This window comes from Actinomycetospora chibensis (assembly GCF_028737215.1).
Lineage (GTDB): Bacteria > Actinomycetota > Actinomycetes > Mycobacteriales > Pseudonocardiaceae > Actinomycetospora > Actinomycetospora chibensis.
The window spans coordinates 254,444-268,132 of record NZ_JAQZAM010000008.1; the positions used below are offsets into that span (position 1 = coordinate 254,444).

Here is a 13,689-nt window from a genome sequence, read left to right on the forward strand (position 1 = left end):
ACCCGAAGCGACGGTCAGCCCATCTCCGGCGGCCGGACGCCGCGGATGGAGGCGTCGATCAGCTGGATCGGGTGGAGCATCGGGAGCTCGCCGTCGAGGTACTTGCGGATCTGCAGCAGGCAGCCGGGGTTGGCGGTGACGAGCACGTCGGCCCCGGTGCCGCGGATGTTGTCCGCCTTGCGCCGCCCCAGGTCGCCCGCGGCCTCGGGCTGGAGCATGTTGTAGATCCCCGCCGACCCGCAGCAGATCTCCGACTCCGGCAGCTCGGTGAGCTCCACGCCCGGGATGGCGCGCAGCACGCGCCGGGGCTCGCTGCGGATCTTCTGGGCGTGCCCGAGGTGGCAGGCGTCGTGGTAGACGACCTTCGCCTCGATCGGGTGCCGGCGCGCGCGGGGGTCGGCGAGCGTCTCGTCGACGATCTCGGAGATGTCGCGGACCTTGGCGGCGAACGCGGACGCCCGCTCCGCCCACTGCGGGTCGTCGGCCAGCAGCTCGCCGTACTCCTTCATCGACGATCCGCAGCCGGCGACGTTGGTGGCGATCGTGTCGACGTCGGCGCGCTCGAAGGTCGCGATCAGCTTCTTCGCGCGCTCCGCGGCCTCCGCCTCGCGGCCCGCGTGCAGGCCCAGCGCCCCGCAGCACGCCTGCTCGCGCGGGGCGATGACGTCCCAGCCCTCGGCCGCGAGCACCCGCACGGTGGCCTCGTTGACGGGGTGGAAGAAGACGTCCTGCACGCAGCCGGTGAGCAGGCCGACGCGGCCCCGGCGAGGCCCGACCGCGGGGGTCCGCGGGGCGATGCGGGCGAACGCGTCGCGCACGCGCACCGGCGGCAGCAGCGACTCCATGGCCACGAGGCGCTCGAAGCGCTGCGGGACCCGGGCCATGAGCTTGTCCATGCTCTTCGGGCGCAGCTTCTGGTAGAGCGCGCCCCCGATCGAGGCCGCGCGCAGCCGCCGCTTGTAGGGGAAGAGCGTGAAGATCGCCTCGCGGAACCAGCGGTCGGCCCGCGTGCGGGTCACGTGCCGCTCGATCTGCGGCCGGGTGGCCTCGAGCAGCCGGTCGTACTGCACGCCCGACGGGCACGCGGTCACGCACGCCATGCAGCCCAGGCAGCGGTCGATGTGGGTGGTGAACGCCCCCTCGAGCGGGATCTCGCCCTTCGCCGCCATCTCCATGAGGTAGATGCGCCCGCGCGGGGAGTCCATCTCCTCGCCCCACAGCGCGTACGTCGGGCACGTGGGCAGGCAGAAGCCGCAGTGCACGCAGTCGTCGAGCAGCTCCTGCGCCGGCGGGTGGTGGTCGTCGAAGGACCCGAAGTCGCCGCCGAGGACGTCGGCGCGCTCCGGGGAGGCCTTCTCGCCGCGCTCGGAGGAGAAGTCGGGCCCCGGGCCGGTGGTGGGGTGCGTGGTCATGCGCTCACTCCGGTGGGCTGTCCTGTGGGGAGAGGGATCCAGGGGGCGAGGCGCCCGCGCCCCAGGCGCTGGTCGGGGTCGAGGGACGCCGCGACGGCGCGCAGCAGGACGGCCGAGGCGGGCGCGGGCCCGAAGGCCGGCAGCGACGCCCCGTCGGGACGCTGGCGCAGGGTCGAGGTGCCGCCGGCCTCGGCGACGCGCCGGTGCGCGGCGGCCACGAGGTCGGCGTCGGCGGGCAGCGCCAGGGTGGCGATCCCGGTGCGGGGCGACGCGGTCACCTCCGTGAGCCCGCCGGCGTCCCCGCCGATGTCGCTGTCGAGCCCGTCCAGCACGCCGGGCAGCGCCGACGGGATGACGCCGAGGCGCAGCACCGCGCGGCCGTCGGGCCGGGCGCGTACCGCGGCATCGTGCGCGTCCCAGGCGGCGGTGGCGTCGTCGGGGGCGAGCACCTCGCCCCCGACCGTCTCCACGAGCTTGCGCGCCCGCGTGTCGGCGCCCTCGGGCGATCCCTCGAACAGACAGAGCAGCCGGTCGGCGTGCCACTGCACCGCCACGGCCTCGACGGGGCTGTCGGCGACGCGGCGGGCGAGGTCGGCCATCCCCGCCCGGTCGGTCGGCACGGCCACGGTGGGCGTGGACCGCGGAGCCGGGTGCAGACGCAGGACGAGCCCGGCGATCACCGCGAGGGTGCCGTGCGCGCCGTGCAGGACCTTGGTGAGGTCGTAGCCCGCGACGTTCTTGATGACGTGCCCGCCGGAGCGGGCGATGGTCCCGTCGGGCAGGACGACCGTCGCGCCGATCACGAGGTCGCGCAGCGAGCCGTACTGCAGCGACCGCGGTCCGGAGTCCGCGGTGGCGAACAGCCCGCCGAGCGTGGCGCCCGCGGTCGCGCGGGCGGGGTCGACCGCGACGCGCTGCTGGTGCTGGGCGAGCTCGTCCTGCAGAGCGGCGAACGGCGTGCCGGCCCGGACCTCGACGGTCATGTCGCCGGGGTTGTGGGTGACGATCCCGCTCAGCCCGGTGACGTCGAGGACGGTGTCGGCGGGCGCGGGCGTGCCCGCCCAGTCGGCAGCGGTGCCGGCGCCGGCGACCCGGAGCGTGCCGGGGTGGGCGAGGACGGCGTCGCGGAGCTCGTCGACGGTGGTGGGCGTGACGGTCGTGACCGCTGGGGTGCTCACAGTCGCTCGATCACTCCGGCTTCCTCGAGGGGATGGGGCTGGTACTTGCCCGGACGCTCACCGCACAGCCGGGGCGTCGGGAAGAGCTTGCCGGGGTTGCAGCGGGAGTCCGGATCGAACGCGAGCCGCACGCGGTGCATGACCGCGAGGTCGTCGGAGGAGAACATCGCCGGCATCGAGCACGCCTTGTCGGTGCCGATGCCGTGCTCGCCCGAGAGCGACCCGCCGAGCTCGACGCACAGCTCGGCGATGTCGGTGGAGAGCTTCTCGGCGGCGTCGTGCTCGCCCGCGGCCTCGGAGTAGAGCACCAGCGGGTGCAGGTTGCCGTCGCCCGCATGGAAGACGTTGGCGACGCGCAGGCCGGCGTCGCGGCCCATGTCGGCGATGCGCGTGAGCACCTCGGCCAGCCGCGTCCGCGGGACGACGCCGTCCTGGACGATGTAGTCGGGGCTGATCCGCCCGACCGCGGCGAACGCGGCCTTGCGCCCCTTCCACACCTTCTGGCGCTCCTCGGCCTCCTGCGGCACGTGCAGCCGGGTGGCGCCGTGGCGCTCGCAGATGGCCGTGAGCTGCTCGAACTCGGCCTCGACCTCGTCGGACGGGCCGTCCAGCTCGATGATGAGCGCCGCGGGGGAGTCGACGGTGAGGCCCGCGCCGGTGGCGGCCTCGGAGGCCTCCATCGCCAGCGAGTCCATCATCTCGACCGCGGCCGGGATGATCGCGGCGTCGACGATGTCGCCGACGGTGTCACCCGCGGCCTCGATCGACGGGAAGTCGGCGAGCACGGTGCGCACCGACTGCGGGGTCTGCAGCAGCCGGACGGTGACCGAGGTGGCGACGCCGAGCGTGCCCTCCGAGCCGATGAACAGCCCGCGCAGATCCGGTCCGGCCTGCTCACCGGTCGGGCCTCCGAGCGTCACCACCGAGCCGTCGGCGAGCACGACCTCCATCTCCAGCACGTGGTTGGTGGTGAAGCCGTACTTCAGACAGTGCGCACCGCCGGAGTTCTCCGCGACGTTGCCGCCGATGGTGCAGACCTGCTGGCTGGACGGGTCGGGCGCGTAGTAGAGCCCGTACGGGGCGGCGGCCTTGGAGATCTCGAGGTTGTAGACGCCGGGCTCGAGCACCGCCCGCCGGTTCTCGACGTCGATCTCGAGGATGCGGCGCAGCTTCTGCAGCGAGATCACGACGCCGTCGGCGACGGGCATCGCGCCGCCGGACAGGCCGGTGCCCGCACCGCGCGCCACGAACGGCATCCCGTACTTCGCGCAGAGCCGGACCGCGCCCGCGACCTCCTCGGCGTCACGGGGGAGCACGACGAGCGCCGGCACCTGCCGGAACCCGGTGAGTCCGTCGCACTCGTAGCTGCGCAGACCCACCTCGTCGGTGATCACGCCGTTCTCCGACAACAGATCGGTGAACTCCCGGACCATCTGGGCGTCGACCATCAGCCACCTCCCCGACTCGCTGCGTGACGATCCTCGCGCGCCGATCGCACGACCGCCACCAGACGGTCGGGGTCGGCGAGGTCCGTGAAGACGTACTCGGCGCCCGACGCGTGCAGCTCCGCGAGGGTTGCCCCGCCCGTGGCCACTCCTACCGCGATCCCGCCCGCCCGGTGCGCGGCCTCGACGTCGAGCGGGGTGTCGCCCACGACGACGAGCGTCGGCGAGCTCCCGTAGCGGGCCGCGAGCGCGTCGCGAGCGGCGGTGACGACCCGGACGCGCTCGCCCGGTCCCTCGCCGTAGCCGCCGAGTGCGAGGTCGATCGGGCCGTCGGCGAGCCCGACGGCGGCGAGCTTGGCCCGCGCACCGGCGCGGACGTTGCCGGTGGTGAGCGTCTGCACGACGCCCGGCTCGGCGGCGAGCGCGGCGATCGTCTCCGGGATGCCGGGCAGCGTGTGCGCGACGTCCGCGAGGTCGGGCTCGCGGCGACCCCACTCGGCGCCGACCTCGGCGATCATGGCGTGGCCGAAGTCGTGGCCGCGCCCGCGCAGGTGCGTGGCGTGCTCGTCGGGCAGGGCGTCGCGCAGCGCCTCGCCGATCAGCCAGTCGGTGCGCCCCGGCATCAGGACCTGCTCCTCGGGGGCGGGGTGCCCGGTGACGGTGGTGAATGCCTGCTCGAGCACCTCGCGGCCCACGACGCCGCCGCGCAGCAGCGTGCCGTCGACGTCCCAGCAGACGGCCACGTCGGGCGGGGTCATCGCAGCTCCTCGTCGGGCATTCCGGCCGGCTCCTCGCCCAGTCGTGCGGCCGCGGCCACGCAGTTCTACCGGGACCGCGGCGATGCCGCGCTTCGGCGACCACCGCGACGAGCCGAGGAGCCTCTGCTTCGCGCGCGTCCTGGCCCGTCGCCGATCACGGCCCGATCCCGGGTGGGTGCGGGACGGCGACGGTCGGGCGTTAGCGTCGAGCGACCGTCCGCTCGCCCGTTCCGGAGGCTCCCCGCGTGGCCCGTTCCCTCTCCGAATCCGTCGAGGCCGGGTGGGCCGAGGCGCTCGAGCCGGTCGCCGACACCATCGCGGCGATGGGCGACTTCCTGCGCGCCGAGGTCGCCGCGGGCCGCAAGTACCTGCCGGCGGGCGCGAACGTGCTGCGGGCGTTCCAGCAGCCCTTCGCCGACGTGCGCGTGCTGGTGATGGGCCAGGACCCGTACCCGACCCCCGGCCACGCCGTCGGGCTGTCGTTCTCGGTGGCCCCGGACGTGCGGCCGCTGCCGAAGAGCCTCCAGAACATCTTCCGCGAGTACCAGAGCGACCTCGGCCATCCCGCGCCGAGCACCGGCGACCTCACGCCGTGGGCGCAGGCGGGCGTCCTGATGCTCAACAGGGTGCTCACCGTCGAGCCCGGCGCGCCCGGGTCGCACCGGAACAAGGGCTGGGAGAAGGTCACCGAGGCCGCCGTGCAGGCGCTCGTGCTGCGCCCGGACCAGCCGCTGGTCGCGGTGCTGTGGGGGAAGGACGCGCAGACGGTGAAGCCGCTGCTCGGGGACGAGGTGCCCACCGTCGAGTCGGCGCACCCGAGCCCCATGTCGGCCGACCGCGGGTTCTTCGGGTCGAAGCCGTTCAGCCGCGTCGACGAGTACCTCACCGAGCTCGGTGACGACCCGCTGGACTGGCGTCTGCCCTAGACCCCGTGGGGTCGCGACGTCAGCGACGTCCCCAGCGTCGCGTGGTGCGGCGGACCGGGGGGCGCTGGGGCGCGAACATGCTCCACCCCTGCGGCGGGGTGGTCTCCGGGCGGTGACGTCCGGCGCGGCGACGGGCGAACACGAGGCGCCAGAGATCGCCGAACCGGCGGCGCGGGCGGGGGGCGACCACCGGCAGGGACGGGCGGGCGACGACCGGCGCGGCCGAGGACGGGGCGATCCGCGGGTCGGGAGCGGGCTGGTCGGGAGCAGGCTGGTCGGGAGCGGGCTGGTCGGGAGCGGGGGGTGGCACGGGCACCGGCCCCGTGGGCGCCATCGTGGCGGCCCTCGCCGCGGACCCGGCACGGGCCTCGTCGTCCGTGAGTCGCTCGGAGGAGACGCGGAGCGGCGCAGGGGTTCGTCCGGGAGCGTTCCGGTATCCCGGCTGGCTCACGCGGACCTCCGTTCGTCGCTCCACCCGACGTCGGCGACGACCCCCACCATGACCGACGTACTGTGCAGATGCAAGAACATCTGCACCGCGGATCTGCACCGCAGAGCGCTGATGCAGGACCGGGGGGAGGTCGCATGCCCGAGTTCGTCGACGCGCACGCGGTGGCGGAGAACGACGTCACGTGGCGCAAGAGCCGTCGCAGCAACCCGAAGGGGAACTGCGTCGAGGTGGCGCCGCTGCCCGACGGGGGCGTGGCCGTGCGCCATTCGCGCCACCGTGAGGGACCCGTGCTGGTCTACACGCGCGCGGAGATGACCGCCTTCATCCTCGGGGCGAAGGACGGCGACTTCGACGACCTGCTGGCCGAAGGCGCCTAGCGTCCCCGGAGGGCCCTGATGCGCCGTCCGGGCCACGGACGGCTGCTACCGTCGGCCCCGGTTCGGGCGCGCTCGGGCGTGCTGCCGACGTCAGGCTGATGGAGGTCCCCCCGTGGCACCGGAGAGGGATCCTGCGACGTCGGAGCCGGCCCCCGCGGTCCGGAACATCCGTGACGTGCCCGGTGGCGGCCCGACGGTCCTGCGCATCGTGCTCGGCCAGCAGCTGCGCGCGCTGCGCGAGCGGGCCGGGGTCACGCGCGAGGCCGCGGGCCACCGCATCCGGGGCTCGCACGCGAAGATCAGCCGGCTGGAGAACGGGCGCACCGGGTTCAAGGAGCGCGACGTCGCCGACCTGCTCAGCCTCTACGGCGTCCACGACGTCGACGAGCGTGCGCAGATGTTCGCCCTGACCCACCGCGCGAACGCCCCCGGCTGGTGGCACCGGTACTCCGACCTGCTCCCGCCCTGGTTCGAGACCTACGTGGGCCTCGAGCAGGCGGCGGCCCAGATCCGCACCTACGAGCCCCAGTTCGTCCCGGGGCTGCTCCAGACCGAGGCGATGGTCCGGCACGTGACCGCGCTCGGGCACCGGTCGATGTCCGACGAGGAGCTGGAGCGTCGCGTCGCGCTCCGTCTCCGTCGCCAGCGGGTGCTGGACGCCGAGGACCCCCCGACGCTGTGGGCGGTGGTCGACGAGGCGGCGCTGCGTCGGCTGACCGGGGGCGCCGAGGTGATGCGCGCCCAGGTCGACCACCTGCTGGAGGTCTCCGACCGGCGTCACGTCGTCGTGCAGATGGTGCCGTTCCACCTCGGCGGGCATGCGGGCGCCGGCGGGCCGTTCAGCATCCTGAGGTTCTCGCGGGAGTCCGAGGTGCCCGACGTCGTGTACCTCGAGCAGCTCACGAGCGCGCTGTACCTCGACAAGCCCAGCGACGTGGACGACTACCTCGCCACCATGGAGCTGCTCCGCGTGCAGGCCCTCTCGCCGCACGCGACGCGCGACGCCCTGGTCGCGCTGCGGGACGACCTCGGGAGCTAGCGGAGGACGAGCCGCAGCCGGGGACGGGCCGGGAACTCAGCCCCGGCTGACCTTGCCGGCCTTGAGGCAGGAGGTGCAGACGTTCATCCGCTTGCGGTTGCCACCGGCCACGCGGGCGTGGACGGTCTGCACGTTCGGGTTCCAGCGACGGTTCGTCCGCACGTGCGAGTGCGACACCGACTTCCCGAACCCCGGGCCCTTCGCGCACACGTCACACACGGCACTCACGGCGGAACTCCTCATTCGTACTGGCGATATCCGTACAAGCGATGCGGCGCACTCCAGCCGCGGACGGCGGTGCGCTCCTGTCACCAGAGTAGCCGAGGCGTGAGGGCCGCGATCCCGGCGGGGTGCGCGTGGGTCGCGCGGCGCCGCTGTCGGGGTGGGATGACATCGTGGTCCCCGTGGTGGGGATGGAGACGCCGCTGCCCACGGCCCTGGGCGACAAGACCGCGAGGCCGCTCGCCCGCCAGCTCGAGCTGCACACCGTGGGCGACCTGCTGCGCCACTACCCCCGCCGCTACATCGCGCACACCCAGGTGACCCACTCCTCCGACCGCGAGGACCAGCGGTTCCGCGACAAGGAGCACGTCACGCTGCTCGGCACCGTCCACAGCGTCTCCGGGCGGCGGATGCGGAACCGCAAGGGCCACATCACCGAGGCGACGGTCGTGATCGGCGCCCAGCGCCTCACCTGCACCTTCTTCAACCAGCCCTACCGCGAGCGCGACCTGCAGCCCGGCACGCGCGCCCTGTTCTCCGGCGACCTCAGCCGCTACAAGGGCGGCTGGCAGCTCGCCGCCCCCGAGTTCATCGTGCTCGGCGCCGGCGTCAGCGCCGACCTGCCGGGGCTCATCCCGATCTACCCGGCCACCAGGAAGCTGCGCTCCTGGGTGGTGATGATGGCCGTGCGCCAGGTGCTCGACCTCCTCGACGACCCCGAGGACCCGCTGCCCGAGGTGCTGCGTGCCGCCCACGGGCTCGCCACGCTCGGCGACGCCCTGCGCCGGGTGCACCTGCCCGACACCTGGGAGGAGCAGAAGGCGGCCCGGCGGCGGCTGGTGTGGGACGAGGCGTTCGGCCTGCAGCTCGCGATGGCCGGGCGCCGGGCGGGCGCCACCAGCCGCCCGGCGCCCGCGTGCCCCCGCCGCGAGGACGGCCTGGCCGCGGCGTTCGACGCCCGCCTCCCGTTCGCGCTCACCGGCGCCCAGACCACGGTCGGCGAGTCGCTCGCCGAGGTGCTCGCCGGCACGGAGCCGCTCAACCGTCTGCTGCAGGGCGACGTCGGCTCGGGCAAGACGATCGTCGCGCTGCGGGCGATGCTCCAGGTCGTCGACTCCGGACGGCAGGCCGTGCTGCTCGCGCCGACGGAGGTCCTCGCCGCGCAGCACGCCCGGTCACTGCGCGCGATGCTCGGGTCGCTCGGACGCGCGGGCGAGCTCCCCGACGATCCCACTGCCGACCCCGACGGCCACGCCACGCGGGTCACGCTGCTCACCGGGTCGCTGGGCGCCAGGGCCCGCCGCGAGGCGCTGCTCGACGCCCAGTCCGGGGCCGCGGGCATCGTCGTCGGCACCCACGCGGTGATCCAGCAGGGCGTCGGCTTCGCCGATCTCGGCCTCGTCGTCGTCGACGAGCAGCACCGTTTCGGGGTGCACCAGCGCGACGAGCTGCGCTCCCGCCCGGGCACCACGACGCCGCACGTGCTGGTCATGACGGCGACGCCGATCCCGCGCACCGTCGCGCTGACCCTCTACGGCGACCTCGACACCTCGGTGCTCGACGAGCTCCCGGCCGGCCGGCAGCCGATCGCCACCACTGCGGTGCCGGCCGGTGTGAAGCCCCGCTGGCTCGAGCGGGCGTGGGAGCGCGTGCACGAGGAGGTCGCGGCGGGCCACCAGGTGTACGTCGTCTGCCCGCGCATCGGCGAGGAGGGCGGCGAGCCGGGCACCGAGGACGACGAGCCTTCCCGCGCCGCCGACGACCTGCTCGACCCGGAGGCCGACGCCGACGAGGAGCCCGGCCCCGAGGCGCGGCCGCCGCTCGCGGTGGCCGAGGTCGCGCCGATGCTCGCCGCCGGACCGCTCGCCGGGCTGCGACTCGAGGTGCTGCACGGCCGGATGCCCACCGACGAGAAGGACGCCGTGATGCGCGCGTTCTCCGAGGGCCGGGTCGACGTGCTGGTGGCCACGACGGTCATCGAGGTCGGCGTGGACGTCCCGAACGCCACGATGATGGTCATCCTGGACGCCGACCGGTTCGGCGTCTCGCAGCTCCACCAGCTGCGGGGGCGGGTCGGCCGGGGGTCGGCGTCCTCGTCCTGCCTGTTCGTCACCGAGGCCCTCGAGGGCTCGCCGGCCCTGACGCGCCTCGAGCGCCTCGCGGCGACGCCCGACGGCTTCGAGGTGTCGCGGCTCGACCTCGAGGTGCGCGACGAGGGCGACGTGCTCGGCGCGCAGCAGTCGGGGCGTCGCTCGGGGCTGCACATGCTCTCGGTGCTCAAGCACGCCGACCTCGTGGCCGAGGCCCGTGACGAGGCCCGCGAGGTGGTCGGCGCCGACCCCACGCTCGCCCGTCACCCGGGTCTCGCCGGGCTCGTGCGCTCGGTGGTCGACGAGGCCTCGGCGGCGTTCCTCGACCGGCTGTGACCCCTGTCCGGCCGTTCGTCGTCGCCGTTCCGGGTGTACGCCGCGGCGAGCGGTCCCGGGTTCCGGCGGCCACACCGATGAGCGCGGTGCAACGACCGCAGAGCGCGCTGTGACGGCGTGGTGTGGCGTCGTCGGGTCACGGATCGGTTACGTTTCGGTGGTCGCTGAGCATCAGCCCAGCGGCGCGCTCGGCCGCTCCGTCCGAACTCCCCGTCCGGCGGCCACCCCGGAGCGCACGACGTCCCAGGACGGGGCGGGTGACCGACGTCGAGCCGCAGCTCCCCAGCGGCCCGCCGTCCGCGGACCCGGGGTCGTCCCCACGAACCCCGGTCCGTCGAGCGCCGCCCGGCGGGCGATGGAGATCCCGCATGACGGCTGTGCTCCCCGAGATCGCGGACGCCCCCACCACGCGTCCGGCCGGACGTCACCGTGCCCCCGAGGACGCGACGACCGGCTCGATGGGCATCGTCCCCGAGGACCGTCGCGCCCGGTCGGCCCACGGTCGCCACGGTGGCCGCCCCGTCACGGACACGGGCGCCCACCCGCTCTCCCGCGCCGCGAAGACCGCCGGGCTGTCGCTGGCCGCCCTCGGCGCCGTCGCGACCGCCGGCGGGATGGCCACGCAGGGCCTGATCGGCGACCAGGAGCCGCCGGCCACCGGCGAGACCGCGCTCTCCCCGCAGCTGGCCTCGGCGAACCTCGCCGTCGCCCCCGCGGCGCAGCCCACCGACGCCGCGACCTCCTCGGTGCTGCCGGTCGTCAACTCGGGCGCCGCCTCCGGCGCCTCGTCGATCAAGCACGACTCGCCCGACTCCCGCGCCGCCGCCCAGCGCACCGCGCAGCAGACGACGGAGCGCCAGTCGGTGTCGCAGCGGGGCGCTCAGTCGGCGTCCTCCGACGAGCAGGCCTCGGCGTCGTCGGCCGGCTCGTCCGTCGCGCGGCAGGCGATCGCCGCCGCGCGCGGCCAGCTGGGCGTCCCCTACGTGTGGGGCGGCACGAGCCCGAGCGGCTTCGACTGCTCCGGTCTCACGCAGTTCGCCTTCGAGAAGGCCGGCATCGAGCTGCCCCGCACCTCGCGCGCCCAGGCCCAGGAGGGCCAGGAGGTCGACGCCGGCAGCATGAAGCCGGGCGACCTCATCTTCTTCAACAGCCCGGTCAGCCACGTCGGCATCTACATCGGCGACGGCAAGATGATCGAGGCGCCGCAGTCCGGTTCCGACGTCAAGATCTCGGACGTCGAGCGGCGCATGGACGACATGAACACCATCCGCCGTCTGGCCTGAGGCCGGTAGCGACCGCGAGGTGGAGAAGTCCGGGCCCGCCGCCCCGAACGGCGGGCCCGGACCATGCGGTGTGCGGAGGCTCCCCAGCTCCCACTCACCAAGTCTGCGCACGTCGGATGCCCGGTCAACCGTCTGGCAAACCCCGATCCCGGGGTGATCGGTCGGTTTCCCGGGTCGACCGGTCATCCTCGACGTCGTGGCCCCGCACCTCCCTCCGCTCGGCCTGCGCCGAACGGTCGTCGCGGCGTTGATGCTCCTGGTCGTGGGCTGTACGCCCGCGCGCTCGGACGCGGCGCCCGACCCCTGCGCTCCGGCGGTCGACGGCGGGAACGTGCTCACCCGGGACGTCGCCGGGATCTCCCTGCACGTGACGGTCGCCGGCCCGGTCGGCGCCCCGGCCGCTGTGCTGCTGCACGGCTTCCCGGAGACCGCGGCGACGTGGCGGGCGGTCGCGACCGACCTGGCCGCCGACCATCGCGTCGTGGTCCCCGACCTGCGCGGGGCCGGGTGCTCGGGGTTCGCCCCGCCGGGCACCGACGCCTACGCCACGGCCGACCTCGCCGCGGACCTCGCGGACCTCGCCGTCGCCCTGGACCTCCCGCCCGCCACGGTCGTGGGCCACGACCTGGGCGCCATGACGGCCGTGGCGTGGGCGCGCGCCCACCCGGAGCAGGTGGCCTCGCTGGTGCTCTCGGGCGGCGGGGTGCCGGGCTTCGGGCTCGCCGAGCGCGGGCCGCCGCACCTGCGGTCCTTCGGCGACGCGCCGCCCGGGACGGTCGAGGCGGCGCAGCGGGGCCGGGTGCGGGAGTTCCTGGGCGGGTTCACCGGCTCGCCGGCCTTCCCGCTGGACGAGGCGGCCGCCGCCTACGCCCCGCCCGGCCGCCTCGACGCGGCGATGGGCCGGTACCGGGCGCTCGACCGCGATGCCGTCGCCCAGCGCGCCCACCCGCGCCCTTTGGCGATGCCGGTGCTCGTGGTCGCCGGCGGGGCGCCCGACCTGGCGGCGGACACGGTGACGGCGCTGCGCCCGGATCGCCGGGTCGTGGTCGTCCCGGACGCCGGGCACTACGTGCTCGTCGAGAGGCCGGCCGCGTTCGCTGACGCGGTCCGCGCCGCCGGCTGATCGACGGGGAGCTCGCGCGCGAACCCCTCGTTCGCTCAGTGGGGCCGCGCCGGAGCTCGCCAGAACGATCTTCCGGGAGTGTCACCAGCGCTGTGCGCGCGGGAGAACCCTGGCGTCACTGTCGAGAGATCGTTCTGGCGAGCCTCTGCCGTCCGGCTCTCCGCGACGGGCGAGCCGCCCGGTCGTTCGCCGCGGGGAGGTCAGGCGCGCAGGCGGTCGCGCAGGTCGCGGGCCCCGCGGGCGGCGGCGCGGCGCACGGCGTCGGCGGCCTGGGTGTACTCGGATCCGGGAGGGGCGACCCGCGGGGGCGCCGGATCGACGGCGCGGGTCTCGCGGCCGGACGGGCCGGACGGGCCGGCCGGCCCCGCATCGCCGGGGTACCCGGCCCACCGGGCCTCGGCGAGACCCTCCGCGACGCGCTGGGCGTCCTCCCACGCCGCGGTGGCGCGGTCGACGGCGGCGGTGAACTCGGCACGACGGGGCGGGGCGGGCTCGGTCTCGGTGGCCAGGAACTCGGCGTCGCCCAGGGCCTGGATGAAGCGGGCGGTGGCCGGCACCGTGACGTCGGCGAGCGCCGGGCGGGCGGCCACGGCACGCCGGTCGGCCTCGAACGCGGCGTACTCGGCCTGCAGTTCCCCGAAGCGTCGACGCGCGAGGTGCCACCGCGCCGCGTCGTGCTCCGCCATGCGGCCCACCCGGCCCTGGGGGTGGCCGTGGACGACCGTGCGCACGCGGGTGACGCCCCGGCGGACGGCGAGGACGGTCGCCGTGATCGCGGCGATCGCCGCGAGGACGAGGTCGGCCACCCCGGCGAGCAGGGCGACACCGATGCCCTCGAGGTCGCCGGCGGCGACCCAGACGGCCAGGAAGATCACGGGCGAGAGCAGCGCGAGCAGCGCGGCCAGGCCGAACAGCCAGGGGGCCGCCGAGCGCTTCTGTCGGTCCACGGTGTCCTCCTCGGGACTCTCCTCCTTGATACCGCACACCGACAACGTCCGTCGTGTCCGCGACGCTCCCGACACCGACGATCAGCGCGGTAACCTGCGCCG

At 75.0% G+C, this 13,689-nt stretch carries 13 protein-coding genes; 6 read left to right on the top strand and 7 right to left on the bottom strand.

Annotated features, from left to right (window positions below; all coding sequences use genetic code 11):
- Positions 1–14: 14 nt before the first annotated feature.
- From PH189_RS14740 to PH189_RS14755, 4 genes are read right to left on the bottom strand one after another with little or no spacing between them, the layout of a single operon-like run.
- On the bottom strand, positions 15–1,412 hold the full coding sequence (locus PH189_RS14740; RefSeq protein WP_274189546.1) for a (Fe-S)-binding protein: 1,398 nt from the start codon (positions 1,410–1,412) through the stop codon (positions 15–17).
- Positions 1,409–2,590 carry an FAD-binding oxidoreductase gene (locus PH189_RS14745; protein ID WP_274189547.1) on the bottom strand — a complete coding sequence of 394 codons (1,182 nt, stop codon included), beginning with the start codon at positions 2,588–2,590 and terminating at the stop codon, positions 1,409–1,411. Before PH189_RS14745 ends, PH189_RS14740 begins: the two co-directional genes overlap by 4 nt.
- The gene (locus PH189_RS14750) at positions 2,587–4,038 is read right to left on the bottom strand and encodes an FAD-binding oxidoreductase (RefSeq protein WP_274189548.1); all 1,452 of its coding nucleotides are present in this window, start codon (positions 4,036–4,038) and stop codon (positions 2,587–2,589) included. The genes PH189_RS14745 and PH189_RS14750 overlap by 4 nt, the downstream gene beginning before the upstream one ends.
- On the bottom strand, positions 4,038–4,793 hold the full coding sequence (locus PH189_RS14755; protein WP_274189549.1) for an HAD family hydrolase: 756 nt from the start codon (positions 4,791–4,793) through the stop codon (positions 4,038–4,040). The genes PH189_RS14750 and PH189_RS14755 overlap by 1 nt, the downstream gene beginning before the upstream one ends.
- A gap of 245 nt (positions 4,794–5,038) precedes the next feature.
- Here PH189_RS14755 and PH189_RS14760 point away from each other — a divergent pair, with 245 nt between their 5' ends.
- Positions 5,039–5,719 (top strand): uracil-DNA glycosylase, encoded by a 681-nt coding sequence (locus PH189_RS14760; RefSeq protein WP_274189550.1) that lies wholly within the window; start codon positions 5,039–5,041, stop codon positions 5,717–5,719.
- Between the two features lie 19 nt (positions 5,720–5,738).
- On the opposite strand, the gene PH189_RS14765 is transcribed toward PH189_RS14760, so the two are convergent.
- Positions 5,739–6,170 (bottom strand): hypothetical protein, encoded by a 432-nt coding sequence (locus PH189_RS14765; RefSeq protein WP_274189551.1) that lies wholly within the window; start codon positions 6,168–6,170, stop codon positions 5,739–5,741.
- Positions 6,171–6,304: 134 nt separating this feature from the next.
- Here PH189_RS14765 and PH189_RS14770 point away from each other — a divergent pair, with 134 nt between their 5' ends.
- Together PH189_RS14770 and PH189_RS14775 are read left to right on the top strand one after the other, a co-directional pair.
- A complete protein-coding gene (locus tag PH189_RS14770; RefSeq protein WP_274189552.1) occupies positions 6,305–6,547 on the top strand; it encodes a DUF397 domain-containing protein in 243 nt (80 codons plus the stop codon).
- A 175-nt stretch (positions 6,548–6,722) separates the two neighbouring features.
- On the top strand, positions 6,723–7,586 hold the full coding sequence (locus tag PH189_RS14775; RefSeq protein ID WP_274189553.1) for a helix-turn-helix domain-containing protein: 864 nt from the start codon (positions 6,723–6,725) through the stop codon (positions 7,584–7,586).
- Between the two features lie 36 nt (positions 7,587–7,622).
- On the opposite strand, the gene rpmB is transcribed toward PH189_RS14775, so the two are convergent.
- Positions 7,623–7,814 carry a 50S ribosomal protein L28 gene (rpmB, locus tag PH189_RS14780; protein ID WP_274189554.1) on the bottom strand — a complete coding sequence of 64 codons (192 nt, stop codon included), beginning with the start codon at positions 7,812–7,814 and terminating at the stop codon, positions 7,623–7,625.
- A gap of 185 nt (positions 7,815–7,999) precedes the next feature.
- Here rpmB and recG point away from each other — a divergent pair, with 185 nt between their 5' ends.
- From recG to PH189_RS14795, 3 genes are all read left to right on the top strand, one after another.
- The gene (gene recG / locus PH189_RS14785) at positions 8,000–10,234 is read left to right on the top strand and encodes an ATP-dependent DNA helicase RecG (RefSeq protein ID WP_274189594.1); all 2,235 of its coding nucleotides are present in this window, start codon (positions 8,000–8,002) and stop codon (positions 10,232–10,234) included.
- A gap of 368 nt (positions 10,235–10,602) precedes the next feature.
- A complete protein-coding gene (locus PH189_RS14790) occupies positions 10,603–11,517 on the top strand; it encodes a C40 family peptidase (protein WP_274189555.1) in 915 nt (304 codons plus the stop codon).
- Between the two features lie 196 nt (positions 11,518–11,713).
- Positions 11,714–12,640, top strand: coding sequence for an alpha/beta fold hydrolase (locus PH189_RS14795; RefSeq protein WP_274189556.1), 927 nt, complete (start codon positions 11,714–11,716; stop codon positions 12,638–12,640).
- 200 nt (positions 12,641–12,840) lie between these two features.
- Here the strand turns inward: PH189_RS14795 and PH189_RS14800 are convergent, their stop codons facing one another.
- Positions 12,841–13,587 (bottom strand): hypothetical protein, encoded by a 747-nt coding sequence (locus PH189_RS14800; RefSeq protein WP_274189557.1) that lies wholly within the window; start codon positions 13,585–13,587, stop codon positions 12,841–12,843.
- Positions 13,588–13,689: the final 102 nt, after the last annotated feature.